The sequence below is a fragment of the Kribbella sp. NPDC056345 genome (genome assembly GCF_042262745.1).
Lineage (GTDB): Bacteria > Actinomycetota > Actinomycetes > Propionibacteriales > Kribbellaceae > Kribbella.
On record NZ_JBHJQQ010000003.1, the window covers coordinates 514,446 to 540,778 of the forward strand.

Below are 26,333 nucleotides of genomic sequence, written 5' to 3' on the forward strand. Positions count from 1 at the left end.
CTCACTCAGAACCCGGCAGCGCGTCGGCCACCCGGCTCAGCAGATCCGGGTCCCTCAGCGGCTTGCCGTGACCGAACAGCACCAGCTCGGGCCGCAGCGCCGCGAGCCGGCGCATCGCCTGATGGTTGCGTCGCACATCGAAGGTCAGGAAGTTCCACGGCGCGGAGACCTTGGGCAGCCGGAAGAACACGTCACCACACAGCAGCGTCCGATCCGACTCCCGCCACAACGCGATGTGGCCGGGCGAGTGGCCCGGCACGTCCAGCACGGTGAAGCTGCCCACCTGGTCGCCCTCGACCAGCCGCCGACTGACCGGATGCGGCGGCGGCATCTTGCCGCGAGCCAGCAACCCGGGCAACCAACCGGCAGCCGGCACCGGCGTGGCCGTCTCGATCGCCTCGGCGTCATCGGCCCCCGCCCACAGCGGGATACCGAGCTCCTCGCAGACGGCATGACTGGACCCGAAATGATCCGGGTGCGCATGGGTCACCACATGCGCGGCCACGTCGCGCCCGCGGAGCTGCCGCAGGATCCGCCCGGCCGCGGCCGGGGTCCCGGCATCGACCAGCACGTCGTCGACGAGGTACGCATTCATGAAATGCGGCGGCCGGCCCAACAACTGACCGACCCCCACTGCAAGCTGCCGCACAGACGGATCTTAGTCATCCCGCGGCCCTACCGCCGACCACCGGCGTGGTGTAACGCTGGACGGCCTTCTGCAAAAGACCGTCCAGCGCACGATCTGACGGACTCGGCGAGTCCTGGGTTCCGTCCCCTACTGGAAGGTCCGGAAGAACTTCCGGATGTCCTCGACGAGCAGGTCGGGGGCATCCTGGGTGGCCCAGTGGCCGCCGCGGTCGTACTCGTTCCACGCCACGATGTTCGCGTGGTCGCGGTCGGCGAACCGGCGCAGCGGGGTGAAGTCGTTGGCGAAGCTGGCCAGCCCGGTCGGTGCCTTGGTCGCCTCGGTCGGGTGCTCGGCGTGGTGGTCCTCGTAGTAGAACCGCGCCGAGGACGCGGCCGTGTTGGTCAGCCAGTAGATCGTGGCGTTCGTCAGCACGTGCTCGTCGTCGCAGGCAGCGAGCAGCTGCGCGATCCAGGCCAGCTGACCACTCGGCGAGTCGGCCAGAGCGTGCGCGAGGTTCTGCGGCGCGGTCTCCTGCAGCTTCGCGTACGCCGACATCTCCTCGTTGAACTTCTGCAGGAACCCGAGGTACTCGATGTCCTTCTCGCTCAGCCCCTCGAACTCGGCCGGGTCACCGGACGGGAACGAGAACAGCTGGGTGACGTGTACGCCGATCACCTGATCCGGCGCGATCCGGCCCAGCTCCGGTGACACGAACGAGCCAACATCGTTGCCATGGGCACCGAACTTCTCGTAGCCCAGCCGCCGCATCAGCTCCGCCCAGGCGCGCGCCGTCCGGTGCCGGTTCCACCCCTTCTCGTACGTCGGTCCCGAGAAGCCGAAGCCCGGCAGCGACGGCACCACGACGTGGAATGCGTCGGCGGGGTCCCCACCGTGGGCCCGCGGGTCGGTCAGCGGCCCGATCACGTCGAGGAACTCGACCACGCTGTTCGGCCAGCCGTGCGTGAGAATCAGCGGTGTGGCATCGGGTTCGGGCGAGGTGACGTGCAGGAAGTGGATGTTCTGCCCGTCGATCTCGGTGGTGTAGTTCGGGTACTCGTTCAGCCGCGCCTCCCACTTCCGCCAGTCGTAGCTGTCCCGCCACGTCTCGACGAGCCGCTTCACGTACTCCAGCGGTACGCCGTACTCCCAGCCCGGCACGACCGGACCGCGCTGGATGCCGTCGGTGACCTGGTCGCGCGGAAGCTCGTTGGCCCAGCGAACCCGCTGCAGCCGATCGGCCAGATCATCCAGCTGTGACTGGGGAACTTCGATCCGCAACGGCCGGATCGCGTCGTCCGCAGTATCCCGCGGCGTGCTGTTCGGAGTGTTCACTGTCATCTCCTCAGAGGTCGTCTCAACCGGTCCTCTCTCGCCCCCTGCCGGTCTACGATCACAGCGTGCTGGCAGACCGGTTCCGGCGAATCCGTGGAACGCGGTATTTCCATGTCCGGTGACGATCTGTTCGCCCCCGCACGACAACCGGTGGTCAGCCCCTTGTACGTCGGTCGCCGGACCGAGCTCGCGGAGTTGCGTACCGCTGCCGACCTGGTCGAGGCAGGCGGTTCGGCCCGGATCCTGATCGCCGGTGAGGCCGGGATCGGCAAGTCGCGCCTCGTCACCGAGTTCGCCGCCACCCTCGGCGCGGACTGGCTGACCGTCACCGGTGCCTGCCCGGAGCTCGGTGCCGAACACCTCCCGTACATCGGTTTCCTGCCCGTCGTCCAGCAGCTCGTCCAGGCCGAAGGCGGTTCCGCATCAGGCTCGCCGCTACGCACGCTGCTCTCCCAGCAGGATGCACAGAACAGCCGACTGACTCTCCTGCAGGAGTTGCTCGCACTGGTGGAGCGTGCGGCCACCAAACGCCCGCTGCTACTCGTCGTCGAGGATCTGCACTGGGCCGACGGTGCCAGCCGTGAACTCTTCGGCTACCTCGCCAGGAACCTCGGCCGGCTCCCCGTCCTCCTTGTCGGCACTGTCCGTACGGGCGAGCTGCCGGCTGGGCATCCGATCCGGCAGCTCGTCGCCGAGCTCGGCCGCCGGGCGGACGTGACGACACTGGAGCTCGGCCCATTGCGGCAGCGCGATGTCGGTGAGCAACTGACCGCCCTCGACGGCCGGTACGACCCGGCTCGCGCGGCGGCCATCCATCGCCGTTCCGGTGGGAACCCGTTGTTCGTCGAGGCCTTGGCCCACGACGCACCTGGGAGCGCGCGGAGCGGGACAGCGCAGTTGCGGACGCTCCTGCAAGAACGCGTCGCCCGGCTGTCGGAGAGTGCTCGTCCCGTGCTCGCGGTCGCCTCGATCGCCGGAGCGACCGTGGGCCACGAGCTACTCACCTTGCTGGTCGGCCGGACGGACGACGAACTCGATCTCGCCCTGCGCGAACTGGTCGAACGAGACCAGCTGCAGACCACCGCGACCGGCTACCAGTTCCGCCACGCGCTCATCCGCGAGGCCGTCTACACCGGACTCCTCCCGGCCGAACGCCGTCGCCTGCACGGTCGCGCGGCCAAGGCGCTCTCCGAGTTTCCCGCGCTGGCTGCCCAAGGTCTCCCGGCCGCCGAGCTGGCCGAGCACTGGTATCTCGCCGGCCACACCGAGGAGGCGTACCAGGCCTCACTGATCGCCGCCGACGAGGCCCGCGCGAGCTTCGCCTACACCGAAGAGTTGCGGCACCTGGAACGCGCTCTCAGCCTTCGTCCCGCCGACGACCCGGACCGATTGACGTTGCTCGAGCGGGCCATGACCGCCGCCATCCCGGCCGGAGCCGCCAACCAGGGCCTGCAGCACACCATGGCCGCCTGGGAGCTGGTCGACCCCGAGCGCGAACCCGGCCGGGCTGCCGAGATCCTGCTGATCCGGGCGCAGTTCAAGAGCCGCCGTGACCTCACCGGCCGGGCCGACCTCGACCACGCACTGGAGCTCCTGCCGACGGACCGGCCGAGCTACGCCCTCGGGGTGGTGCACTACCTGCTCTCGATCGACGAGGCCACCGCCCGGCGCGGACCGTCGGCCCACCGCCATGCCGCCGTCGTCGCCGAGCTCGCGGAGACCCTGGACGACGACCGGCTGCGCTGCCGGGCCTTCGCGGCGCTGGGGGACGCCTTGTGCATGAGCGGTGACCCCGACGCCGCCGTGCTCGCTCAGCTGCAGGCGCAGGAGCTCGCGACCACGATCGGCGACGACTACGTGCTGGTGGCCAGCGTCCTGTGGGAATGTGCCGCGCTCGGGGTCGGCGCACGCTACGAGGAGCTCGCACGCCGGGTGCCGTCGGCACTGCGACAGGCCGAGCTCGTCGGCATGCACCACTGGCGCGGTCCGCTGCTGCGAGCCAATCTGGTCATGGCGTACTTCGCACTGGGCCGGTGGGACGAGGCCGTCGAGACGATCGAGCAGGCCCTGGCCGGCGAACCGGAGCCGCTGTACCGGATGTTCCTCCGGGCGGAGCTGGCCGAGATCAGCATCCACCGTGGCAACTTCGAGCAGGCCGCTGAGGTCCTGATCACCGCGGACGAGGTGTTCGCCGGGGCGGCGACGTACCGCAACTACATCCTCGGCTACGTCACCTCGCTGTGGTGCGAGCTGGCGATGGCCCGGCAGGAGCCGGAGGCGGCCAACCGGGAGGTCGGCCTGTACCTGCAGCACTGCCGCGATCACTTCGCCGGACTGCAGCCCGACGACGGCGGCCTGATGACGATCGCGCGCCTGCAGCGGGCCCGGCTCGCCGCCGCACCCCGCAACCGCGAGATCGCCGCGGACGTGGCCTCGATCCGCGCGACCGTCGCCGGGCTCCTGCGCCTGAATCCGCACAGCTCCAGGCTGTCCGAGGCGACCCGGCAGACCACCGAGGCCGCCCTCGGCCCGGCCCAGATCGCCGACTGGGACAAGGCCGCGGACCGCTGGCGTCAGCTCGGCCACCTGCCCTGGACGGCCGAATGCCTGATCAGCGCCGCCGAAACAGCCCTTGCCACCAGCAACCGTGCCGGCGCCCGCCGCCGCCTGGAAGAGGCCCGCGACCTGGCCACCGTGTACGGCGGCACAGTCGCCCTCGACCGCATCGCCGTCCTCGGCCAACGAGCCCGCCTCGAACCCCCAACCACCACCCCCGAGGACAACACCGGACTGACTCCACGCGAGTACGACGTACTGCGGCTCCTCGCCCGCGGCCTACCGAACCGTCAGATCGCCGCGGAGCTGTACATCTCCCCCGCGACCGTCGGCGTCCACGTCGGCCGCATCCTCACCAAGCTGAACGCCACCACCCGCACCGAAGCCACCGCGGTCGCACACTCCCGAGGCCTGCTCACGCCCGATTGACGCACACTGGTAGTCGGCGGGGAGGAGATTGTTGTGGATGCCGATGTGATTGTGGTGGGCGCCGGGGCGGCGGGGCTGGCTGCGGCGCGGCGGTTGGGGGCGGCGGGGCTTGGGGTGCTGGTGCTGGAGGCGCGGTGGCGGATCGGTGGCAGGGTGCATACCGATCGGGAGTTCACGCGGTTTCCGGTGGAGCGTGGGGCGGAGTTGTTGCAAGGTGCGGGGAGCCCGCTTGGTCAACTGGCCAAGGAGATCGGGGCTCGGCAGACGCCGGGGATGACGATGCGGCGCGGGCGCGTGCTGGATGGTGGGCGGCTGCGCGGGCTACTGCCGTGGACGTTGCCTTCGGCACCTAAGTTGGCGGCGGTGATGCTCGCCGTACGGCGCTCGACGGGGAAGCCGGACGAGTCGCTGGCCGATGTCGTGGCCCGGCGGAACCCGGGGGCGCGGACGCTGCGGATGGCCGATGCGATCGCGAACGATGCTTGTACGACGCCGTCGGACTTCAGCGTGCACGAAATGGCTGCCGTGATGGGCGGAGCCGAGGAGTCCGGCGGGCAGCAAAGGCTGCGCGATGGGTTCGACCAGGTGATCGACCATCTGGCCCAAGGGTGTGCTGTCGAGCTGAACAATCCGGTCAAGGCCATCCGGCACTCGGCCGGCGGGGTGACCGTCGAGGCGGATCGCACTTACACCGCGCGGGCTGTTGTCGTGACGATTCCGCTCGGGGTGCTGAAGGCCGGCGGCACCGAGTTCTCGCCCGGGCTGCCCGCGGCCAAGCAGGACGCGATCGAGCAGTTGCGGATGTACTCCGCGACGAAGGTGATCCTGCATTTCGATCGGGTGTGGTGGCCGAAGTCGATGTCGTACCTGCTCGCGGACAACGACGTACCAGTGCTGTGGCCGCCGCGACCGACCGAGCCGGTGCTGACTGCCTTCGTGACCGGCCCACGGTCCGACGCCTTGCGACTGCCGCCGGGGCCGGTCGCTCGGGTCCTCGACGTGCTGCGGCCGCATCTGAAAGGTGCGGAGCTTGTCGACTCGCAGGTGGTCGACTGGGGTACCGATCCCTGGTCGCGCGGCGGCTACTCGTCCGCGGCGCCAGGTGGCAGCCGGCTGCGCGGCGTACTGGCTGCTCCCCATGGACCGATCCATTTCGCCGGTGAGGCGACCGACACGACCTCGCCGGGGACGGTCAGCGGGGCGCTGCGATCGGGTACCCGGGCGGCCGAGGAAATACTGCGGGCATAGACTCCGGCCGATGAACGGACTGCAGCGGCTGATCGGCAAGCTCGGCACCACCAAGGCCTTCGCGGGGATCGGCCGGGCGCTGGTCCGCGTCGACGAGCGGCTGCTCCGCAGTACCAACGGCCGCTTCGGCGTCGGTACGTCGATCGGCCTGCGCACGTTGTTGCTCACGACAACCGGTCGCCGCAGCGGTCAGCTCCGCCAGGTCCCGCTCCTGTACGTCGAGCGCGACGGAGCGTTCGTGGTCATCGGCTCGAACTGGGGTGGCGAGAACCATCCCGCCTGGTCGGCCAACCTGATCGCCCAGCCCGAAGCCAATGCCACCGTCCGCGGCCGGACCGTCCCCGTCCACGCCCGGCTCCTCACCGGCGACGAACGCCAGCAGATGTGGGACGCCGTCGCCGCCTACTGGCCGGCCTACAACACCTACGCGACCCGCGCCCCGAACCGCGAGATCCGCGTCTTCCGCCTCGAGCCGGTCGACGTCAGCCGAGGCTGATCGTGGTCGCGGCGCTGGTGCCGTTGCGATACGTCACCCGGACCGGAACCGGCTTGTCGCCCTCGAACTCCCGGCCGGGCAGCCAGAAGGCGAAGTAGCCGTTCGCGACCGTCGCCTTCACGACCCCGCGGGTCGGGCTGGTGTACGTCATGCCGACGATGTCGGAGCCGATCCGGCCGTCCGCGACCGTCACATAACCCATCGAACCGCCACCTGCGGCGCCCATCCCGGACACCGCGATGTCGCGCGGGCCGGCCATGGCCCGGCCGGGACCACCGACGTGGCCGAAGCCGCTGCGGTTGCGGCCCGGCCCGACGTGCGTCAGACAGTTCGCCTCGAACTGGTCAGGTCCGGTCAGGATCACCATGGCCCAGGCGCCCCTCCGCTCGGCGATCGCGACGTCGGTCCGGTCGACCTGCTCATCCATGTCCTTCAGGGACTCGCGGCACTCGGCGACGGCCTTGGACTGCTGCTTGGCCGACATCCCGGCCGGCTGTGCGGTCCAGCCCGCGTAGGCGTCGCCGTTCGGGAATGGGCCGCCTTCGCGTGGCAGCAGGACCGCGGCGGCCCCGATCGCGACGGCCGCGGTGGCGACGACGGCGCGGACCATCGGCCGCCGGAGCCGGTGCGGGCGGTCGGGCACCGGATCGGTGGCGATGATGCGTTCGAGCGTGGCGCGGGCGCGCGGGCTGTGCGGGTCGTGCCCGGACGTTGCCGGGTCCAGGGTCTTCAAGTCGTGGAACTCGTTCATGAGGGTTGCCTCTCGGTGACGCGCACTGCCGGGGTGGGGCGGTGGTCGAGCTGACCGCGCAGGGCATTGCGCGCCCGGGACAGCCGCAGGCGGTACGCGACGCTCGTGATACCGAGTACCGCGGCCGCCTCGCGACCCGGGAGGTCGTCGATCACCGCCAGAGCAAGTGCCTCCTGATGGACGGCGGACAATCGCTCCCACGCACGCGCGAGATCGATCTGCCGTGCCACGAGTTCGGCGTCGTCCGGTAGCGACGTGGTCGCCACCTCGGCCAGCCGGACCGCCACTGCCTGTTGCCGGCGCGCGCCTCGGTGGCTGTTCAGGATCGTGTTGCGGACGATCCCGAACAGCCACGCCCGCGCCTGCGGCAACTGCGCCGGTACGTCGTCCAGTCGTCGCCAGGCGGCCAGGAACGCCTCCGCCACGGTGTCCTCGGCCTGGACCTCGGGCACCCGTCGCTGCGCGAACCGCACGAGATCGGCGTACGTCGCCTCGTACAGGGCCGCGAACCGTTCCGCGCGCTCATCCGGTTGCTTGCTCATGCCCCTACCTGTCCACCACGCCCCCAGATGTATCTCACCAGAGGGTGAGCGAATCCGGGTCGACGGATCCGTCGTCGGCGTCGTGCCGCAGAGTGATCGTGTTGGCACCGGCCGCCAGGTCGACCGTGGCATAGGCGGAGGACCAGGTGGTGTTCCAGTCACCGGTCGGCAGGAACTCGACCTTCCGCGGTGCGGCGCCGTTCACCAGCAGCGTGAGGGTGTTCGTGGTCTCGGTGCCGTTGCTGTAGCGGATCTCGACGACCTGCGGACCCGGCCGTGCCGCGGTCACGTCGACGGTCACCGCACTGCCACTCGCCTGATCGAGCCAACCGACGTACCCGCTGCCGGTGTAGCCGCTACCGACGGTGTCGACCCGGCCGGTCCCGGTGAGCCGGCCGTCCTCGGCCTCGACGCGCGGCGGCAACGCCGTACCAGCTGCGCGCAGCAGCAACTCCTTGCGGGTCCTGGCCATCAGGTCCGTGTCATCGGTGAAGTTGTCGTAGCCGCGCATCAACGCATCCGCGAGCCGCTGGGCCGCCGCCGGATCGCGCTGCTTCAGGATCGACAGCAGCTCGTACTCCTCGTTCCCGTCCCGCGTCGCCAGCGACCGCACACTCGTCCGGACGGTCCCGTTCGGAAGGTCGGGGTAGACGATGTACCCGTCGCCCGGATACGGCTCGACCTGTCCGTAGGCACCAGCGGTCCACGCGTTGTAACCCCAGTGGAAGAAGCCGGTCGCGCCGTACTTGAAGTTGCCCCAGGCAAGCTGCCGGGCCGTGTACGCCGGGTAGTTCGACCACCGGTTCAGCCAGCCTTCCCGGGCATCCGGCTGCAGGCAGACGTACGTCCACACCTCGTCACCGGCCGCCTGCCGGTCCCGGTAGAACTGCTCGTTCTCCTGCAGCCGGTCGATCAGCGGGATCCACACCGACAGATTGCCGGCCAGCTCGGGGAAGACATCGATCACCGCGTCCTGGGTCTTCGCGTTCGCCCCGAAGTACTCCCGGTACTTGCCGACCGCCCAGTTGTAGTTGTCGAGCTTGTCCGCCTTCGGCTCATCGGAGATCGTCTGGTACCAGATATCGGTCCAGCCCTTCGCGTCCAGATGCGCCTTCAGCGCCGGAAGGTACTGGTCGAGCCAGCGGTCCGCCTTGGCACTCCCCACCGGCGCGAGCGTCACCTTGGTCTCGCCGTCGGCGTTGTCGATGATCCATACCTGGTCGGTGTGGAGTGCGTTCAGCAACGGGTTGCCACGCAGCCGCGCGACCGAACCGTGCCGGAGGAAGAGCTCGACGAACTGATCGAACTTCGACCAGTCGAAGTGGTACGTGTCCCCCACCAACGTGGTCGGCCCGTCCAGCAGTGGATCGATCGAGATGTGCACCTGGTTCTGCCGGGTCGCCTTCTGCTCCTTGGCGAAGTCCTCCATCAGCTTCCACCACTGCGCCGAGTACCGCGGGAAGTGGTACCGGTCGACGATCTCGTCGGCAACCACGTCACCGTTACTGTCGGCGTACTCGTTGAAGAAGACGTTCCAGGTGCTGTAGATGTACTTGCTGTCCACCGCGTTCGGCACGTCGATCGGATACACCGTCAGCCGCACCGGTACGGCGATCGCCCCGGTGCTCGTCGCGACGTCGACCGAGCCTGTGTAGGTCCCGGCGGCCTGCCCGGCCGGCACGTTCACCGTCACCCAGATGCCTTGGGTCTTGTTCGCAGCCACGGTCTTCGTGCGCTCGTTCCCCAGCGGATCCGGGAACAGCTGACCACCCTCCGGTGCGTGGTGGTTCTGGAACTTGTACTCCAGGTTTCCCGCCGGGATGCTTCCCGCCGATCCGGTCAGTGCACTGAAGGTGACGCCGGTGATCGAGAACGACACGGTGTGCCGCAACAGGATCTGGTACGACTCGGCCTCGTTGCGTGCGGCGTCCCAGTTGATCGACGTACTCGCGCCGGCCGGACGCTGGTCGGTCTGGAACACCCGCTTCCAGGAGTCGGCTGTCCAGACCCGCGCGACCGCGGCGACCGCGGGAGTCGCGCCGGTCATCAGCAGGGCGAGCACGACGAGCGGGATGAGCAGGCGGTGAAGTCTCATGAGCAGATGTCCTTGCCGTGAGCTGCAGCGTGGGTGAAAATCACTCTCAGGCATTCCCTCCGGCTTGACAAGGATTATCACCAGCATGCAGACCTCGGGCGTTCTGGACCTGGTGCTGACGTTCCGTGCCCAGATGCCGGCCACCATGGCCCGGGTGGCCGCCGTACTGGAGGCCGACCCGGCCGCGCCGCTCGAGCTGTCGATCACCGGCCTGGCCGAGCGCGCCGGGACCTCCGCGGCGACCGTCACCCGGCTCTGCCGCCTGCTCGGCTTCTCCGGCTATCCGGCGCTACGGGTAGCGGCCGCCCAGGACGTCGGCCGCGGTGATCGTGACCGCGCCTGGCTCACCGACTTCGGCGACTCCTTCGCTCCCGGCGACTCACCGTCGACGGTGCTCTCGACCCTGCTGAACGCCCAGCTCGTCGCCATCCGAACCACCGCCCAGCAGTACGACTTGACCGCGCTCACCGACCTCGCCGCACGGATCCGCAACTGCCAGAAACTCGACGTGTACGCCGTCGCCGGCAGCGGGCTGGTCGGCCGCGAACTCGCCGCCCGGCTGGCCCGGTTGGGTGTCAACGCGCACGCGCATATCGACCGGCACAGCGGACTCCCGAGCGCCGCGCTGCTCGATGAAAACTGTGTGGCACTGGGGATCTCGAACCACGGCGACACCGAGGACACGCTCGGAATGTTGTCCGAGGCAACGAGACACCGGGCCTGGACGGTCGCGATCACCAGCTCGCCGGAAACCGCCATGGCGGCGATCGCCGATCAGCACATCACCGCCGCTTCCCCGCACTCCGACGTACAGCCCGACGAGGTCGCCGCCCGGCACGCTCAGCTCCTGACCGCCGACCTGCTCTACCTGCTGGTCGCCCAGGTCGACCCCGCACGCACCGCCCGGACGCTGGCGGCGACCGCCGAAGCCTTCACTCGCTGAGTGATCTTTGCTGCATTCCGTGGACCCCGACTGTTCTTCAACGATTGGATTAGGTTAGCCTCGCCTAACCGCCAATGAGGAGGATCCACCCTGTGGAAGGCTTCGAACTGATCGGGGTCGGTTTCGGCCCATCCAACCTTGCCGTGGCGATCGCTGCCTCCGAACTCGGCGCGGCGACCCCGCGGCAGCTGTTCCTGGAGCGGCAGCCGCGGTTCGGCTGGCACCGCGGGATGCTGATCGAGGACGCGACCATGCAGGTCTCGTTCCTCAAGGATCTGGTCACCCTGCGCAACCCGGCCAGCTCGTTCAGCTTCCTGAACTTCCTGCACTCCAGCGGCCGGCTGATCGACTTCATCAACAACAAGACGCTCTTCCCGCTGCGGGTCGAGTTCCACGACTACCTCGAGTGGGCCGCGGCCCAGGTCGACGACGTCGTGCGCTACGACCGGGCCGTGGAGGCCGTTCGGCCGATCACGAACGACGGGGTCGTGGACGAGTTCGAGGTCACCTCGGTATCGGCCGACGGCAGCATCCGCGAGACGTACCGGACCCGCAACCTCATCCTCGGGACCGGCCTGTCACCGCGGCTGCCCGAGGGTGTGACGGCGTCGGACCGGGTCTGGCACAACCGTGAGCTGCTCGACCGCGTTGAGCAGCTGGGTGACGCACAGCCGCGCCGCGTGGTCGTAGTCGGCGCCGGTCAGAGCGCGGCCGAAGTCACCGGCTTCCTGCACGAGCGGTTCCCGTCGGCCGAGGTGTGCTCGGTGTTCTCGCGGTTCGGCTACAGCCCGGCCGACGACAGCCCGTTCGCGAACCGGGTGTTCGACCCGGCCGCGGTCGACGAGTTCTACTCGGCGCCTGAGGACGTGAAGCAGCAGCTCCTCGGCTATCACGCGAACACGAACTACTCGGTCGTCGACACCGAGGTCATCCAGGACCTGTACCGCCGCAGCTACCGCGAGCGCATCGTGGGCAAGGAGCGGTTGCGGTTCTTCAACGTCGCCCGGGTGATCGACCTGCACGACTCCCCCAGCGGTGTCTCGCTCACGATCGAGTCGCTGAGCACCGGCCAGAAGACGCCGCTCGACGCGGATCTGGTCGTGTTCTGCACCGGCTACACCCCGGGCGACCCGACCGACCTGCTCGGTGATCTGGGCAGCGAGTGCCGCCGGGACCAGGCCGGGCGGGTCCGGATCGGCCGCGACTACCGCGTCGTCACGACTCCCGCCGTACGGGCCGGTATCTACCTGCAGGGTGGTGGCACCGAGCACAGCCACGGTCTGGCGTCGTCGCTGCTCTCGAACATCTCCGTCAGGGCCGGCGAGATTCTCGACTCGATCCGGCAGCAGCCGGTCCCGCAGGTCCGTGAGGCGGAGCACGCGGTCGCACAGGCCGTCGGCGTCTAGAGGAGCGTGAGATGAGTAACCCGTTCGACGATGCCGAGGGTAGCTTCCTGGTTCTCGTGAACGACGAGAACCAGCACAGCCTGTGGCCGGAGTTCGCCCCAGTCCCCGCCGGCTGGCGGAACGTCTTCGGCCCCACCGGCCGGCAGGCCTGCCTCGACTACATCGAGACCAACTGGACCGACCTCCGGCCCGCTTCTTTGGTAGCTGAGACCTAAGCCTGCGGGTACGGCGAGTCCTGCAGGCCCAGGTTCTTCCAGACGAAGCGCGGGATCCTGGCCAGGAAGTCCCGGAGGAAGTAGGAGCTGCGCGCGATCGTCTGGTGGTCGTGCCGGCCGGGCTCGAACCAGGCCCAGTTGCCGACCACCTGGAACGAGACCGGCTGCACCGCCATCAGGAACTCCATCTGGCGCGGGTGGATGACGTCGTACGCGAACTTGTGGTCCCGGGCGTGGATGGCGAACTGCTCGTTGAAGGCTTCACTCTCGAAACTGATCCCGGCCCCGAAACCGCGCCGGCTGACCTGGATCCAGGGCATCCCCACCGGCAGCTCGAAGCCCAGGATCGCCTCGCTGTGGTTCTCGGTCACCGTGCGCGTGGTCGTGCGGCCCTCGGAGTCGGTGGAGCTCTCGGTACGGGTGGTCTTCCAGTGGTGCGTGAAGGCGACGAACGGCGGGCCATCGCCGTCCCGGCCGCGGATCACGTCGCTCGTGCTGTGATCGTGTCCGCTCTGCGTCACCGGCGTACTGTGCAGCAGGCTGTCGTCCTGGCCGATCCACCACCAGTCCGGATGCTGGTAGAAGCTCAGCCGCGGCTCCCGCGGCGGCTGCATCCAGCGATCCAACGGCAGCGCGTCGATGGCGTCCGCGATGGCGGCGATCTGGTCCAGCCACGGTGCCAGCACGTCGGGATCCTTGCGCGGCGGATCTTGAATGACGAGCTGGTCGCCGTCGATGCTCAGGTTCACCCCCGGCTGTCCACTCGCCAGCGTGAGCAGGGCAGTACACAGCTGCCCACTGAGCACCTCGGTCGCGAACGCCGGGTCTTGGACGCCGACCGTCCACCCCGCGCCGAGCTGCGGCGGCACCGGCACCATCGTCGCGGCCACACCGGCCCGTGGCTGCGTCTGCCCACCGGTGATCCACAGCTCAGGCAGCCGCCGAGACAGCGTCACCATCCCGACCCAGCCCTTCCAGTACTCGCTCCCGTACTCGATCACCTGAAACGGCCGGCCGGAACGCGTCAACCCGGTGATCTGGTCATCCGGGTTCCGCGTGAACCCCATCCCGAACGGCGGATTCGACAACCGCGCCACCGACTCGAAAACCGGGCTCCCCACAAACGTCCAGCCCCGATCCCGCAGCGACTTGATGTACCGCTGCCGCCGCACGAACAGGAACACCGCAAGCAACGTCCCGGCCACCGCCATCACCAGCAGCACCAGGGTCAGGGCCGACATTCCGTTCACTGTGTCCCTCTCAGTCCCGCGATCCGCCGGTCGATGATCTGCCCCAGTACGACGGCATCGTCGTGCGGAAGGATCCATTCCCCGCTGAAACTCTCAACAACCAGCGCCGTACCCCGGCTACCGGCCTGCTCCGGCCCGATCGGATACACGATGGGCTCGCTCCCCGACAGCTGCCGTACGTAGGCACCCTTCAGGTTCTGGAACGCGACCTCGACGGCCTCCTCGGTGTGGGTCGTCCTGTCGCCCTCCACCTTCTTGACCTTCACCAGCAGCCGCAACGACGTGTCCTCGATCGCGAGCCGGGTCCCGCGGTTGTCGCGCAGCCGGAAGACGAGCTGGTACGGACTGTCCGCGAGCCGGGCATCCAGGGGGTGCAGGACCAGGCGTACGGCGAGCCGGCCGAGCCAGTAGCCGACGAACGCACCGGGCAGGGCAGCGAGCACTGCGTAGCCCAGGCTGTCGGTGCCGAAGAGGCCCACGAACAGGCCGGTCATCCCGCAGGTGGTGCCGCCGACAGCCGGCCAGTACTGCGTGTCATAGCGGTTACCCCGCCAGAAGACCCCGAAGAGCAGCAGCGCGAAGACCGCGATCGCCACCCCGGTCCACGCTCGGAGGAGGAGCAGAACGACCAGCTGGAACACAGGGACCACGACGTACACGAAGCAGACCACCAGCTGGGCGCGGCGGTGACGGGACGCGATGTCGAAGGCACTCACGGAGACGACCCAACCATATGGACGGGTCCGGAGTGGCTGCTAGAGTCGGCGGCTCAACTGCATATCGCGCCGTTCGAATCGGGGCGGGAGAGTCCGGGCTCACCATGACCCGGCGCCGAAGGAGCAAATCTCCCCAGAATCTCTCAGGCCCACTGACCGTTCCGATGAGGCGAACTCTGGAAAGCCGGACCCCCGCGTAGCTGTGGGGAGTCCGCACCCACGGTGCAAACCGCCTCACCCGGCGGCGAAGCTCTCAGGTACAGATGACAGAGCGGGGAGGTCACCCAGCAGTGGCACCGCATGCGCGGTGCCTGACCGAGGGAGCCTCCCGACTCATGACATCGTCACGCGCGACTCCGCTTGCTGCGGAGCATCAGCAGCTCGGTGCGTCGTTCACCGATTTCGCCGGTTGGACCATGCCGGTTCGCTACACCTCCGATATCGCGGAGCACAATGCTGTCCGGACCACGGCCGGTCTGTTCGACCTGTCCCACATGGGCCAGCTCGAGGTGGTCGGCGCGTGTGCCGCGCGAGCACTCGACCACAGTCTGGTCGGGACGCCGTCGAAGATCGGAATCGGGCGCGCGCGGTACTCGATGCTGTGCGCCGAGGACGGTGGCATCATCGACGACCTGGTCGTCTACCGGCTCGCCGACGACCACTTCCTGATCGTCGCGAACGCGAGCAACACCGCCGTCGTACGGGAGGAGCTCAAGCAGCGGATCGCGGGTTTCGAGACCGAGCTGCGCGACACCACCGACGACTGGGCGCTGATCGCCGTGCAGGGCCCGGTCTCCGCCCAGATCGTGGCCGAGCTGACCGACGCCGACCTGGCCGGGCTCAAGTACTACGCGATCACCGAGACGAAGCTTGCCAACAGCAACGTCCTGCTGGCGCGCACCGGGTACACCGGCGAGGACGGGTTCGAGATCTACTGCCGGCCCGCCGACGCCGCGCAGATCTGGGCCGAGCTGCAGCGCGCCGGAGCGCCGTACGAGCTCAAGCCGTGTGGTCTGGCCTGCCGGGACACGCTGCGGCTCGAGGCCGGGATGCCGCTCTACGGCAACGAACTCAGCCGCGAGCTCACCCCCTTCGAGGCCGGGCTCGGCCGGGTCGTTGCGTTCGGCAAGGAAGAGGACTTCGTCGGCCGCGAGGCACTCGCGCGTCGCCGCGACGAAGGCGCCCAGCAGGTGCTTGTCGGTCTCACCTCCTCCGGTCGCCGCTCACCACGCAGCGGGTACGTCGTCCTGGACCCGGCGACCGGCCGCGAGATCGGCACCGTGACGAGTGGCGCGCCATCGCCCACACTCGGCCACCCGATCGCAATGGCCTACGTCGAGGGGATCTACCAAGAGCCGGGCACCCGGCTGCACGTCGACATCCGCGGCACCCACGACGACGTGGTCGTCGTCCCTCTCCCCTTCTACCGCCGCCAGGAGTCCTGATGACCGAGCTCCAGTACACCGAAGACCACGAGTGGGTCGCCATTGACGGCGAGCTCGCGACCGTTGGTATCACCGCCTTCGCCGGTGAGGCCCTGGGCGATGTCGTATACGTCGATCTCCCGGCTGTCGGCAGCACCGTCGCGACCGGCGACGCCTGCGGTGAGATCGAGTCGACCAAGTCGGTCAGCGACCTGTTCGCGCCGGTCGACGGCGAGGTCGTCGAACTCAACGAGGCCGTCGTCGCCGATCCCGGACTGCTGAACACCGATCCGTACCAAGCCGGCTGGTTGCTGCGGATCAAGGTCACCGGTCCCACCAAGCTGCTGGACGCCGCCGCCTACGAGGCACTGATCGGAGGCGAGTGAGATGAGCACCCTCGATCAGAGCCTGGCCGAGTTCGACCCCGAGATCCACGCGGCCGTGACGGCCGAGCTCGGACGTCAGCGCGACACCCTCGAACTCATCGCCAGCGAGAACTTCGCCCCGCTCGCGGTGATGGAGGCACAAGGTTCCGTCCTCACCAACAAGTACGCCGAGGGCTACCCCGGCCGCCGGTACTACGGCGGCTGTGAGCACGTGGACGTGGTCGAGCAGCTGGCCATCGACCGGGTGAAGGCGCTGTTCGGTGCCGGCTTCGCCAACGTCCAGCCACACTCCGGTGCGCAGGCGAACGCGGCGACAATGTTCGCGCTGCTCGATCCGGGCGACACGATCCTCGGCCTCGACCTCGCCCACGGCGGTCACCTCACCCACGGCATGCGCCTCAACTACAGCGGCAAGCTGTACGACGTCGTCGCGTACCACGTCCGCGACACCGACTTCGTGGTCGACATGGCCGAGGTCGAGCGACTCGCCCTCGAGCACCGGCCGAGGCTGATCGTGGCCGGCTGGTCGGCGTACCCGCTGCATCTCGACTTCGCCGAATTCCGGCGGATCGCCGATCTGGTCGGGGCGTATCTGATGGTCGACATGGCGCACTTCGCCGGCCTCGTGGCAGCCGAGCTGCACCCTAACCCGGTCCCCCACGCCGACGTCGTCACGACGACGACCCACAAGACCCTCGGCGGTCCGCGCGGCGGTGTCATCCTCACCAACCGCGCCGACCTGGCGAAGAAGTTCAACTCGGCGGTCTTCCCCGGCCAGCAGGGTGGTCCGCTGGAACACGTGATCGCGGCCAAGGCGGTCGGATTCAAACTGGCGGCCTCCGAGGAGTTCCGCGACCGGCAACGCCGTACGCTCGACGGCGCGCAGGCGATCGCTGCCCGGTTGTCGGCCGACGACGTCCGGGCGGCCGGGATCTCGGTCCTCACCGGCGGCACCCAGGTGCACCTGGTGCTGGTCGATCTGCGGCACTCCGAGCTCGACGGGCAGCAGGCCGAAGACCGGTTGCATTCGGTCGGCCTGACCGTGAACCGCAACGCCGTACCGTTCGACCCCCGGCCGCCGATGGTGTCGTCCGGGCTGCGGATCGGTACGCCGGCCCTGGCGGCTCGCGGTTTCGGTCCGGCCGAGTTCGCGGAGGTCGCGGACATCATCGCGACCGCGCTCGTCGACGATTCCGTGCTCGATGGTCTGCGCGATCGGGTCGAACTGCTCACCACGAAGTTCCCGCTCTATCCGGAGCTCTGACTCCACTGCCCCTAAGAGAAAACTCGGCTCCGCTTCGGTGCTTTGTGCAACGGTTCCCCCGGGCTCAGGCGTTATTGCCTACATAGGGTCCTGACCGGAAGTACCGGAGTGTGGGCCGGGGGCTGGGGTGGCTTGGGGTGGCTGAACACAAGGGTGAGCTGCGCCGAAGAGTGGGAAACACGGTCGCGCTGGTCGCGGTCTGCGTCCTGATCTGCGGTATCGCGTTCGCGGGGGCGATCGTCTTCCTGATGCCCGGTGAGCAGGAGCAGGTCGCCCCGGTGGGCGCCGCGACGCCGGATCGACGCGTCACGCAGCCGGTCGCCGCACCACTGCCCGTCAAGCCGCCTGGGACCAAGCCGGCCGCCAAGGGTTACCCGTGCCAGGGGTACAGCGGGCTGCAGAAGAAGGTCCCGCTGAAGATGGTCCTCGAGGACACTTTTGCCTGGGGCAACAACCCGCCGTACAAAGCTGGTAACGGAGCCGGTGACATCAAGTGGGAGTCGAACCCCTACCAGGATCCGAGCTGGCATCTGTGGCTGCACTCGCTGCGCTGGCTGGGCAACGGGATCGACCACACCAAGGCCGGGAACGCCGCGGCGCGCACGCACACGCTCGCTATTATCCGGGACTGGATCAAGGACAACCCGTTCCCTTGGAAGAATGACGCAAGTGCGTCGGAGTCGACGATGCACCGGACCAACGTGCTGATCTGTGCCCGGCAGGCGCTGCTCACCGGGTTGCACGCGAAGAAGCTGCCGGCGCAGTACAAGTGGCTCGACGAGGCGCTGCTCACGCATGCGCAGTACATGATCGACCATTGGAGCGGCAGCCGGAACCACGGCACCGACGAGAGCATCGCGCTGTTCGGTGTCGGCTGCACCTTCGGCCGCGAGGACCTGATGAAGAAGGCCGTCGGCCGGCTCAACGAGGGCGTCGTCCAGTCCATCGACTCCCAGGGCACGACCAACGAGCAGTCCGTCGGCTACGCCGGCTTCAACTACCGGCTGTGGGGCAGAGCGGCCGCCGTGGTCCGGGGTTGTGGGATCGATCCAGGCCCGGCGATCGACGCCCGGCGGAAGCTGCTGGCGGAGTGGATGGCGCTCGCCACCAAGCCGAACGGCGAGCTGTTCCAGATCGGCAACAGCACCCGGGAGAAGGTCGCCAGCGTTCCCGGTACGCCGTGGGAGTTCGTCGCGACGAAGGGCAAGTCAGGTCCGCGGCCGGAGCACCGGACCGGGATCTTCAAGGGCGGTTTCATCTTCGGCCGCACCGGGTGGGGTGAGAAGCGGCCGTTCGACGAGGAATCGGCGTACAGCATCCGCTTCGGTCCCTCGAAGAAGTACCACGGCCACGACGACCACATGTCGATCAACTACAACTGGCACGGCCAGGACGTGCTGATCGATCCCGGGTACTATGGCTACAAGCAGGGCGACCTGCAGAACTGGGCGCCGAGCCAGGCCGCGCACAACGTGATGACGATCCCGACCGCCCAGGGCAAGCTGGTGCCGACGCGGCTGGTGGGCTCGGTCAGTACGCCGAACTCGGACTACTACGAGCTGGCGGACGAGCCTGCTGAGGGCGTCAGCCGCAGCCGGGACATTCTGGTCCTGAAGGACCCGGACGTGGTGATCGCGCTCGACCGTGGCGAGTCGGGGAGCAACCAGCGGTACGAAACGCTGTGGCACCTGCCGCCTGGCCAGACGGTGACCGTGCAGTCGCCGACGACCGCGGTGGCGACCGGCGCGAAGATGCGGACGCACCTCTTCCAGATCCCGTTCGGTGCCACGACCGGTACAACGACTGTCGAGCAGGGCAAGTCGAATCCGGCGCAGGGCTGGTACCTCGCCGACATCTTCAACGCCAAGCCGGCACCGGTCGTCAAGTTCACCCAGACCGGTCAGAACGCTCGCATCCTGTCCGTGATCGCCCCCGCTGCCAGCGGCGAGCAGGTCTCCTACAGCACCCGCTCCGCCGGCACCAACTTCTTCGTCGACCTGACCGTCGGCACCCGGAAAGTCACCGTCAAGGTCGCCCCCGACGGCCGTCTCACCCGCATGAACTAACTGACCGGTGCGGAGCGCGCGGTCACCGGCCGACGGCGCGCTCCAACTGAGCCTTGTTCATCTTCGAGCGGCCCTTGATGCCTTTGTCCTTGGCTTCGTTGTAGAGCTGCGCCTTGGTCCGCCCGCCGGGCCCCTGGTGCGACCGCAGTCCACCGCGCCGCGCCGACGAGATGTCGTGCGTGGAGCTCCGGCTCGACTCCTTCGCCTCGCCGGACCGCGCGCGCTCCTTGTTCACCGTGCGCGCCGCGATCTCCTCGGCAACGTCCTCGCTGCGGCCGCTCTTCTTCAGCCCGGCCTTGATGTGCTGGTACTGCCGTTCCCGCTTCTTACTCGCGCCAGCAGGCATGCTCCGACTCCTTTCGGCCGCCGCCCGGTACCCAAAAAGTTCGTCAAGACAACTTCGCGCCGTCAACTTCCCGTCCCGATCTCGCGTCATGAAGGCGTACGGGGAACGTCTCATCACCGAAGGAAGGCGGTCGAGCGAGCGGATGGGGTGTTTCGGATGAGCCACGACGCTGGTGGATCGGTGCAGCGGGCGGGTGATGTCTGCCGGTTCGCGTGGCACGTCGGCGGGAAGTCGCACGTCTGCCGCCAAGGCGGTGGTCACGCGTTACCGCACAAATGCGCGTACTGCGGGCTCGAGCAGCATGCGGAGGCGGAGAAGGTGCACTGACTGTCGGCGGCGCCGTCTAGAGTCAGCGCCCATGAGCGAACCCTCTCGCGTGGCCGGACTGGTGTGGAACGACGGCCTCCCGCAACTGGAGTGGTCCGCCGCCACCCCACGAACCCCGCTGCGGCTGGGCGACGAGATCGCGTTCGCCACCGGCCCCGACCGCCAGTGCATCGGCATCTGGCGCAACGGCAAGCGCCTCGGCTGCCCGACCAGGACCCCGCTCGCCGCCACCGTCCACGGGCCGCTCTGCCCGGAGTGCCAGACGATGGACCGTTCGTACTCGATCGCCGCAGATACCCGCCTCGACGACCCGCGCGAGTTCGCCGTCTATCTCGCCCATCACGGCAGCCGCGTCAAGATCGGCATCACCGCCGCCGACCGCGGGCAGGCCCGCCTCCTCGAGCAGGGCGCGCTCAGCTCCGCCTTCCTGTCCAGCGGCACCCTCGCCGCGGCCCGCCGGGTCGAGCGCCTCTTCACCTCCGCCTTCGGCGTCACCGACCGGGTCGCCTCCCCCACCAAGCGCACCGCCCGCCTGAGCCCGCCCAGTGCCGCCGAGCGTGCCGACGACCTGCAGGGTCTCGCCAAGAACGTCAGCACCCTCGACTGGCCCGACGGGCAGACCCTTCGCACGCTCGACGTCATCGACCACACCCCGACGTACGGGCTTCCCGCCGGCGGCATCCAACCCGGTCACACACTGACCGCACTCGCGCCGTACGCGGTGATCTCCGGCCGCATCACCTGCCAGATCGCCCGCGATCTCTACCTCGACACCCCGGACGGCCTCGTCCTCGCCGACACTCAGCTGCTGTCCGGCTGGCCACTCAGCCCGGTCGATCCGGACACAGCCTTCACCGCGGCCACCGAGCCGATCGCCGCGCCCGTGCTACCGCAGGACGCCCTGTTCTAAGGCCTCCGGGAGCGGCTCGGAGTGCACGAGCTGCAGCCGACTCACGGCTCGCGTCAGTACGACGTACAGGCGCTGCAGTCCACGCGGTTCGGCGGCGACGATCCGGGCCGGCTCGGCCACCACCACGGTGTCGAACTCCAGGCCCTTCGCCAGCGTCGCCGGGACGCAGACCAGCCGCGTCGCCTCCATCGAGTCCTCCGACTCCCCCAGCAGCCCGGCCTCCAGGCCGGCCCCGACCAACTCGGCCTGCAGCGCCCCGATCTGATCGTCCGCCGCGATCAACGCCACCGATCCCTCACCGGCCAGCGCTGTCCGGCACGACTCGACCACCGCGTCGGCCAGCGACTCCTCTGCGGTCCGTACGACGGCCAGTGCGTCCGCCACCGTCCGGACTCCCGTCGGTACTCCGAGAGTCGGAGCGATGACCGGCAACAGCCGAGCCGCGAACTTGATGATCTGCTCCGGCACCCGGAACCCCCGATCCAGCTCCACCACCAGACCGTCCGACTTGTCCAGGTGCCCGAGCACCCGGTCCCACGCTCCCGCGGCCCACGGCGTGGTCGCCTGCGCGACATCCCCGAGCACGGTCGCCGAACCAGTCCGGCAGCGCCGCCCGAGCGCGCGCAGCTGCATCGCCGACAGGTCCTGTGCCTCGTCCAGCACCAGGTGCCCGAGCGAACCGGCCCGCCGCTCGACCAGGTCATCAAGCTCATCCAGCAACACGGCATCGGCCGGCGACCACTTTGCCGACTTCCATGACCGCGCCGGCTTCGCCCACAGCAACGCAGCCTGCTCGTCGGCCGTCAGATCGTCGCCCGCCACCTCGGCCAGGAAGTCGGCATCGGACAGCAGCTTGTGCAGCACCTGCTCCGGAACCAGCTTCGGCCAGACCGAGTTCACCAGCGCCTGCACCGGCTTCGACCGCGCCACCGCGTTCTGCACGCGGTCGTCCGGCGAATCCCCGCGCTGCTCCATCAGCACCAGTACGGCGTGCGCCAGCCGCTGCGCGAGCGCATTGCGACCGGCGGCGTACCCGGTCGATCCGCGCAATGCCGCGACGATCTCCTGTGCCTGGTAGTCGTGTACCCGGAACCGCTGCGCCCCCTTGCTGTACAGGATCCCCTCGGTCGGCGTACCGATGAACGACCACAACGCCCGGACCAGTACGGCGGACATCCGCTCGTTGCCCTTGATCCGCGCAGTCTCCGGCCCGTCGACCGCCTCGGTCGGGTGCGTGATCAGCTCCTCGATGGTGATCTGCCGGACGTCGACCTCGCCCAGCGCGGGGAGGACCTTGCGGATGTAGGACAGGAACGAGCGGTTCGGCCCGACGATCACGACGCCACCACGCCGGAGCCGCTCGCGTTCGGTGTAGAGCAGGTAGGCGACGCGGTGCAGCCCGACCGCGGTCTTCCCGGTCCCGGGCGCACCCTGGACACAGATCGACGGGTTCAGCGGGGCGCGGACCAGGTCGTCCTGCTCGGGCTGGATGGTGGCGACGATGTCGCGCATCGGCCCGGTCCGCGGGCGCTCGATCTCGGCCCGCAGGAAGGCGTCGCCCTGATCGTGGACCTCCGGCCCGGTCATCGGCTCGTCCTCGAAGCCGGTCAGCTCCGCACTGTCGGAGAACCCGTACCGCCGGCGCAGCAGCACCTGCTGCCGATCGCTGTGCGTGGCCCGGTAGAACGGCACCGAGACCGGCGCCCGCCAGTCGATGACCATCGGCTCACCGCTGCCGTCGTGGACGTGCCGGCGGCCGATGTAGATCCGGTCGATCCCGTCGATCGTCCCGTGCTCGTAGTCGAGCCGGCCGAAGAAGAGCGGGACATCGGGCAGGTCCACCAGCGCCAGGGTCCGCTGCTCGTGCGCGCGCTGGTTGGCCTCGTTGGTGAACCGCTCGTCGTTGTCCTCACCCCCGATGACAGGGATGTCGCGCACCAGGACGTCGGCGTACATCCGCGCCAGCGCGGCCTTGGCCTCGGTCAGAACTGCACGCTCGGAGTCGAGCTCAAGCATCGAGAGGTGCCTCCCTTGAGGAAGAAGTACAGCGGTGAAGGAGAACGGACAGATCGACGGGCGACCACCAAGGTCCCGCCCCGGAGCTCTCCGGTTCGATTCGATCCTTCACACAGTGCTGCAAGTCGCCCGAGAAGGCAGGCGGGCGACATTACCAGCCACTCTCCCGGGCCACCACCGAATTAGTTCAAGAGGCCTTCGCGGTGCGCGATCGCCGACGCCTCCGTCCGGGATGCGGCTCCCAGCTTCCGCAGGACGCGGGCCACGTGGGTCGCAACGGTGTTGCCGGAGACGAAGAGCTTCCGGGCGATCTCGGCGTTCGACAGCCCTTGCGCCAGCACCTGCAGCACCTCGAGCTCCCGAGCCGTCAGCCCGAACGCCCGCGCCGGTGGCGCCTCCGCCCCGAGCCCGACCCGATTCGCCAGTACGCCGATCCGCGCGAGCAGAGGCTCGGCCCGCAGCTCGTCGGCAATCGCCCGCGCCTCTGTCAACGCCTCGCGGGCACCCCGGTCGTTGCGTCCGGCAAGTTCTGCTCCCGCCAGACCGGTCAGCGCGGCCGCGAGCTCGTATCGGTCGCTGATCCGCCGCCATGCCTCGACCGCCTGCCGCCAGGCCTTCGGCGTCCCTTGTTCGACGGCCTCGGCCGTGCCGAGCATCGCGGCGGGAGTGACTCGTTGATACGCCACCGCCGGGACCAGCTTTCGCGCGGCGCGCAAGGCGTCGAGGTCGCCCGTCTCGGCCAGGGCGAGCAGAAACCAGGCAGCGTCGTGGTTGTGCCAATCCTGGCGCTTGATGCCCTGCTCGACGAGCTGCCGTGCGGCCTCATGATCGCCCTGCAGGATCGCCATCGTGAGCCGGACAGTCAGCATCATCCCGGCGAACGGTTCGGTGTCGCCGTACGCGGTGTCGTCGAGCAGTCGCTGCGCATGCTCGAATCGCCCCTGCCGAACAGCGATCAGGGCGGCCACGTAGTGCAGGGAGACCAGATAGCGAGGTGGCGGCGCGTCGGCCAGCGCGTCATCGATGACGTCGAGTGCCTCGTCCCAGCGCCCGAGCCGATACAATGTGTACGCCCGATTCTGCGCCAGCATGCTGCCGCGGGCCCGAGCCAGGCCCCACTCCTCGGCCAGTCGCTGGGCCGTAGCGCTGACCTCGACCGACTCCTCGAACCGGCCATCGACCACAAGGACGATGCACTTCCACTGCTGGGCGGTCAGGTACAGCGCATGGTCGCCGGCCCGCAACGCCAACTCCCCGCACCGGACGTACTTCGCGATCGCCGCCTCGGCCTCTCCGTCCGCGTCATCGAGGTAGGCAGCCGACAGCAAGGCGGCGGCCCGGAGTCCGTCGTGGTCAAGCCGGTCGGCCAAGGCGTAGGCCTCGGCAACGACCAGGCGGCCAGGTTCGATGTTGTCCTCGACGCAGAAGAGGAAGCCCAGCCAGGCCAGCAACCGGCACCTCAACAGGTCGTCGGCACCTGGCGCCACCAGCGCGACCGCTCGCTGCACGCTGTCGATCCCGGTTTCACCCAGCCGGTTCCGCAACAAGCCTTGCAGACCGAGGACCCTCGCCACCCGCATCGGCTCCCGCTCGACGTCCAGTTCGGCCAGCGCCTCGATCGACCGCTGAACGCCCCACTCGGCCCGGCCCGCCGCATTGGCGACCTCGACACCGGCGGTCAGGACGTCCGCCCGGCTCACGCCGGTCAGCTGCTCCGGCCCGTCAACCTCGGACCACAAGGTCAGGACCTTGTCGAGCAGGTTCAGCTGATCGTCGTACGCGAACTGCCGCCCCGCCACCGCGGCTGCCCGCCAGGCAGCGGTCAACGCCCGCCCGTGCTCGCCGGCGGCCTGCCAGTGCTCGGCCAGCGCGGCGGACTGGTAGTCACCCACAGCGTCGCGGGTGTCGATCGCGGTCGCGTAGCGTCGGTGCAGACGCCTCCGTTCGCCCGGCAGCAACGCGCCGTACACGGCCTCGCGGATCAGGTCGTGCCGTACGGCGTACACGGTGTCGCGCACGACGACCTGATGCCGCTCGACCAGTTCACGCAGCGCCTCGTCACTGGGCCGTTCCAGAACCTCGGCGAGGATCACATCAGGCACCTCGGCCCCGGCCACCGCGATCGCCGCCAGCAGGCGCCGGGCATCCGGCGAGAGGTCCGCAACCCGATCCAGTAACAGGTCGCTCAGCCCACCTCCGGCCGCAGACCCGCTCGACTTCAACGCCTCGACGAACAGTGGGTTCCCGGCACTGCGCCGGTGGATCTCGCTCGCCACCACCGGATCGACAGATCGCCCAGCGAGCGCAGCCAGCAGTGCCGCGACCTCGCGCCGCGCCAACGCAGCCAGGTCGACCCGTACGACGCCGGCCCGGCGACCCAACTCCCCCAGCAACTGCCGCGTCGGGTGGCCGGGGGCGAGCTCACCGGAGCGGACGGTACTGATCAGCAGCACCTGGCGTTCGCCGAGGTTCCGCGCGAGGTAGGCGAACAGCTCTCGGCTCGAGGTGTCCGACCACTGCAGATCCTCGATCACCACAACGACCGGCCGGTCACGTGCCGCTCGACCGAGCAGGCTCAGCATTTCCTCGAACAACCGGACCTGACCGCCGTCGGCCCGCGTCAGCCCGAGCTCCGGCCACCAATCGGCCAGCGCCGTACCGTCGGCCGGCAGTGCGCTCCGCAACCGATCCGCACCCCAGGCCCGCAACAGGTCGCGCATCACCGCGACGAACGGCAACCACGGCGTCCCGCTGGCCCCCAGCTCGAGACAACCGCCGCGCAAGATCAGCGGATCGCCCGCCAGCCGCTCGATCGCCGTCGCCACCAGACGGGACTTGCCGATCCCCGCCTCGCCAGTGACCAGCACCGTGGTCGACTCACCCGTCCGAACCTGTCCGTACGCCGCCTCGATCGCCGCCAACTCGGACGTCCGGCCAACGAGGACGGGGCTGATGACTGGCGACGGCATGCGGCCATATTCGCATCA

Annotated in this window: 22 protein-coding genes and 1 riboswitch; of the genes, 12 read left to right on the plus strand and 10 right to left on the minus strand. The window is 69.0% G+C overall.

Annotated features, from left to right (window positions below; all coding sequences use genetic code 11):
• Window position 1: 1 nt before the first annotated feature.
• Both ACFCV3_RS13260 and ACFCV3_RS13265 read right to left on the minus strand, forming a co-directional pair.
• On the minus strand, window positions 2–649 hold the full coding sequence (locus ACFCV3_RS13260) for an MBL fold metallo-hydrolase (RefSeq protein WP_376029764.1): 648 nt from the start codon (window positions 647–649) through the stop codon (window positions 2–4).
• A 126-nt stretch (window positions 650–775) separates the two neighbouring features.
• Window positions 776–1,966, minus strand: coding sequence for an epoxide hydrolase family protein (locus ACFCV3_RS13265; protein ID WP_376029765.1), 1,191 nt, complete (start codon window positions 1,964–1,966; stop codon window positions 776–778).
• A 105-nt stretch (window positions 1,967–2,071) separates the two neighbouring features.
• Here ACFCV3_RS13265 and ACFCV3_RS13270 point away from each other — a divergent pair, with 105 nt between their 5' ends.
• The 3 genes from ACFCV3_RS13270 to ACFCV3_RS13280 are packed head-to-tail and all read left to right on the plus strand — an operon-like array spanning window position 2,072 to window position 6,689.
• Window positions 2,072–4,945, plus strand: coding sequence for a helix-turn-helix transcriptional regulator (locus ACFCV3_RS13270; RefSeq protein ID WP_376029768.1), 2,874 nt, complete (start codon window positions 2,072–2,074; stop codon window positions 4,943–4,945).
• A gap of 33 nt (window positions 4,946–4,978) precedes the next feature.
• Entirely contained in the window at window positions 4,979–6,193 is a 1,215-nt protein-coding gene (locus tag ACFCV3_RS13275) for a flavin monoamine oxidase family protein (protein WP_376029770.1), read from the plus strand.
• A 10-nt stretch (window positions 6,194–6,203) separates the two neighbouring features.
• A complete protein-coding gene (locus ACFCV3_RS13280) occupies window positions 6,204–6,689 on the plus strand; it encodes a nitroreductase/quinone reductase family protein (protein WP_376029773.1) in 486 nt (161 codons plus the stop codon).
• On the opposite strand, the gene ACFCV3_RS13285 is transcribed toward ACFCV3_RS13280, so the two are convergent.
• Genes ACFCV3_RS13285 through ACFCV3_RS13295 form a run of 3 tightly spaced genes read right to left on the minus strand, consistent with a single transcriptional unit; the run spans window position 6,676 to window position 10,077 of the window.
• Window positions 6,676–7,440: a hypothetical protein gene (locus ACFCV3_RS13285; RefSeq protein WP_376029776.1), complete on the minus strand. Its 765-nt coding sequence runs from the start codon at window positions 7,438–7,440 to the stop codon at window positions 6,676–6,678. The two genes, ACFCV3_RS13280 and ACFCV3_RS13285, sit on opposite strands and share 14 nt — an antisense overlap.
• Window positions 7,437–7,982 (minus strand): RNA polymerase sigma factor, encoded by a 546-nt coding sequence (locus ACFCV3_RS13290; RefSeq protein WP_376029779.1) that lies wholly within the window; start codon window positions 7,980–7,982, stop codon window positions 7,437–7,439. The genes ACFCV3_RS13285 and ACFCV3_RS13290 overlap by 4 nt, the downstream gene beginning before the upstream one ends.
• 34 nt (window positions 7,983–8,016) lie before the next feature.
• On the minus strand, window positions 8,017–10,077 hold the full coding sequence (locus tag ACFCV3_RS13295) for a glycoside hydrolase domain-containing protein (RefSeq protein WP_376029781.1): 2,061 nt from the start codon (window positions 10,075–10,077) through the stop codon (window positions 8,017–8,019).
• Window positions 10,078–10,162: 85 nt separating this feature from the next.
• Here ACFCV3_RS13295 and ACFCV3_RS13300 point away from each other — a divergent pair, with 85 nt between their 5' ends.
• The 3 genes from ACFCV3_RS13300 to ACFCV3_RS13310 all read left to right on the plus strand — a co-directional run bounded on the left by ACFCV3_RS13300 (window position 10,163) and on the right by ACFCV3_RS13310 (window position 12,641).
• Window positions 10,163–11,020 (plus strand): MurR/RpiR family transcriptional regulator, encoded by an 858-nt coding sequence (locus tag ACFCV3_RS13300; protein ID WP_376029783.1) that lies wholly within the window; start codon window positions 10,163–10,165, stop codon window positions 11,018–11,020.
• 92 nt (window positions 11,021–11,112) lie between these two features.
• Entirely contained in the window at window positions 11,113–12,426 is a 1,314-nt protein-coding gene (locus ACFCV3_RS13305) for a lysine N(6)-hydroxylase/L-ornithine N(5)-oxygenase family protein (RefSeq protein WP_376029786.1), read from the plus strand.
• 11 nt (window positions 12,427–12,437) lie between these two features.
• Window positions 12,438–12,641, plus strand: coding sequence for an MbtH family protein (locus tag ACFCV3_RS13310; protein WP_376029788.1), 204 nt, complete (start codon window positions 12,438–12,440; stop codon window positions 12,639–12,641).
• On the opposite strand, the gene ACFCV3_RS13315 is transcribed toward ACFCV3_RS13310, so the two are convergent.
• Both ACFCV3_RS13315 and ACFCV3_RS13320 read right to left on the minus strand, forming a co-directional pair.
• The gene (locus ACFCV3_RS13315) at window positions 12,638–13,882 is read right to left on the minus strand and encodes a hypothetical protein (protein ID WP_376029790.1); all 1,245 of its coding nucleotides are present in this window, start codon (window positions 13,880–13,882) and stop codon (window positions 12,638–12,640) included. The genes ACFCV3_RS13310 and ACFCV3_RS13315 overlap by 4 nt on opposite strands.
• A gap of 5 nt (window positions 13,883–13,887) precedes the next feature.
• A complete protein-coding gene (locus ACFCV3_RS13320) occupies window positions 13,888–14,607 on the minus strand; it encodes a hypothetical protein (protein ID WP_376029792.1) in 720 nt (239 codons plus the stop codon).
• Between the two features lie 74 nt (window positions 14,608–14,681).
• A riboswitch (glycine riboswitch) is annotated at window positions 14,682–14,776 on the plus strand.
• A 166-nt stretch (window positions 14,777–14,942) separates the two neighbouring features.
• Here ACFCV3_RS13320 and gcvT point away from each other — a divergent pair.
• From gcvT to ACFCV3_RS13340, 4 genes are all read left to right on the plus strand, one after another.
• Entirely contained in the window at window positions 14,943–16,052 is a 1,110-nt protein-coding gene (gcvT, locus tag ACFCV3_RS13325) for a glycine cleavage system aminomethyltransferase GcvT (RefSeq protein WP_376029795.1), read from the plus strand.
• Window positions 16,052–16,417 carry a glycine cleavage system protein GcvH gene (gene gcvH, locus ACFCV3_RS13330; protein WP_376029798.1) on the plus strand — a complete coding sequence of 122 codons (366 nt, stop codon included), beginning with the start codon at window positions 16,052–16,054 and terminating at the stop codon, window positions 16,415–16,417. The genes gcvT and gcvH overlap by 1 nt, the downstream gene beginning before the upstream one ends.
• Window position 16,418: 1 nt before the next feature.
• Window positions 16,419–17,681 (plus strand): serine hydroxymethyltransferase, encoded by a 1,263-nt coding sequence (gene glyA / locus ACFCV3_RS13335; protein ID WP_376029801.1) that lies wholly within the window; start codon window positions 16,419–16,421, stop codon window positions 17,679–17,681.
• Window positions 17,682–17,818: 137 nt separating this feature from the next.
• Complete coding sequence (locus ACFCV3_RS13340; RefSeq protein WP_376029803.1) at window positions 17,819–19,747, plus strand: heparinase II/III family protein; 1,929 nt, start codon at window positions 17,819–17,821, stop codon at window positions 19,745–19,747.
• 22 nt (window positions 19,748–19,769) lie between these two features.
• On the opposite strand, the gene ACFCV3_RS13345 is transcribed toward ACFCV3_RS13340, so the two are convergent.
• A complete protein-coding gene (locus ACFCV3_RS13345) occupies window positions 19,770–20,093 on the minus strand; it encodes a plasmid stabilization protein (RefSeq protein WP_376029805.1) in 324 nt (107 codons plus the stop codon).
• A 156-nt stretch (window positions 20,094–20,249) separates the two neighbouring features.
• Between ACFCV3_RS13345 and ACFCV3_RS13350 the strand changes: the two genes are divergently transcribed.
• Window positions 20,250–20,420 carry a hypothetical protein gene (locus ACFCV3_RS13350; RefSeq protein WP_376029807.1) on the plus strand — a complete coding sequence of 57 codons (171 nt, stop codon included), beginning with the start codon at window positions 20,250–20,252 and terminating at the stop codon, window positions 20,418–20,420.
• A 31-nt stretch (window positions 20,421–20,451) separates the two neighbouring features.
• Window positions 20,452–21,330, plus strand: a complete 879-nt coding sequence (locus tag ACFCV3_RS13355) for a DUF2797 domain-containing protein (protein ID WP_376029808.1) — start codon at window positions 20,452–20,454, stop codon at window positions 21,328–21,330.
• Here ACFCV3_RS13355 and ACFCV3_RS13360 read toward each other — a convergent pair.
• Window positions 21,307–23,346 carry a HelD family protein gene (locus ACFCV3_RS13360; RefSeq protein ID WP_376029811.1) on the minus strand — a complete coding sequence of 680 codons (2,040 nt, stop codon included), beginning with the start codon at window positions 23,344–23,346 and terminating at the stop codon, window positions 21,307–21,309. The genes ACFCV3_RS13355 and ACFCV3_RS13360 overlap by 24 nt on opposite strands.
• A 182-nt stretch (window positions 23,347–23,528) precedes the next feature.
• Window positions 23,529–26,315 (minus strand): AAA family ATPase, encoded by a 2,787-nt coding sequence (locus ACFCV3_RS13365; protein ID WP_376029814.1) that lies wholly within the window; start codon window positions 26,313–26,315, stop codon window positions 23,529–23,531.
• Window positions 26,316–26,333 lie beyond the last annotated feature (18 nt).

Coding starts and splice junctions, on each gene's coding strand:
- ACFCV3_RS13345 (WP_376029805.1), bottom strand. CDS start 20,093: ATGCCTGCTGGCGCGAGTAAGAAGCGGGAACGGCAGTACCAGCACATC.
- ACFCV3_RS13285 (WP_376029776.1), bottom strand. CDS start 7,440: ATGAACGAGTTCCACGACTTGAAGACCCTGGACCCGGCAACGTCCGGG.
- gcvH (WP_376029798.1), top strand. CDS start 16,052: ATGACCGAGCTCCAGTACACCGAAGACCACGAGTGGGTCGCCATTGAC.
- gcvT (WP_376029795.1), top strand. CDS start 14,943: ATGACATCGTCACGCGCGACTCCGCTTGCTGCGGAGCATCAGCAGCTC.
- ACFCV3_RS13350 (WP_376029807.1), top strand. CDS start 20,250: ATGAGCCACGACGCTGGTGGATCGGTGCAGCGGGCGGGTGATGTCTGC.
- glyA (WP_376029801.1), top strand. CDS start 16,419: ATGAGCACCCTCGATCAGAGCCTGGCCGAGTTCGACCCCGAGATCCAC.
- ACFCV3_RS13365 (WP_376029814.1), bottom strand. CDS start 26,315: ATGCCGTCGCCAGTCATCAGCCCCGTCCTCGTTGGCCGGACGTCCGAG.
- ACFCV3_RS13270 (WP_376029768.1), top strand. CDS start 2,072: ATGTCCGGTGACGATCTGTTCGCCCCCGCACGACAACCGGTGGTCAGC.
- ACFCV3_RS13280 (WP_376029773.1), top strand. CDS start 6,204: ATGAACGGACTGCAGCGGCTGATCGGCAAGCTCGGCACCACCAAGGCC.
- ACFCV3_RS13300 (WP_376029783.1), top strand. CDS start 10,163: ATGCAGACCTCGGGCGTTCTGGACCTGGTGCTGACGTTCCGTGCCCAG.
- ACFCV3_RS13295 (WP_376029781.1), bottom strand. CDS start 10,077: ATGAGACTTCACCGCCTGCTCATCCCGCTCGTCGTGCTCGCCCTGCTG.
- ACFCV3_RS13265 (WP_376029765.1), bottom strand. CDS start 1,966: ATGACAGTGAACACTCCGAACAGCACGCCGCGGGATACTGCGGACGAC.
- ACFCV3_RS13355 (WP_376029808.1), top strand. CDS start 20,452: ATGAGCGAACCCTCTCGCGTGGCCGGACTGGTGTGGAACGACGGCCTC.
- ACFCV3_RS13310 (WP_376029788.1), top strand. CDS start 12,438: ATGAGTAACCCGTTCGACGATGCCGAGGGTAGCTTCCTGGTTCTCGTG.
- ACFCV3_RS13290 (WP_376029779.1), bottom strand. CDS start 7,982: ATGAGCAAGCAACCGGATGAGCGCGCGGAACGGTTCGCGGCCCTGTAC.
- ACFCV3_RS13360 (WP_376029811.1), bottom strand. CDS start 23,346: ATGCTTGAGCTCGACTCCGAGCGTGCAGTTCTGACCGAGGCCAAGGCC.
- ACFCV3_RS13315 (WP_376029790.1), bottom strand. CDS start 13,882: ATGTCGGCCCTGACCCTGGTGCTGCTGGTGATGGCGGTGGCCGGGACG.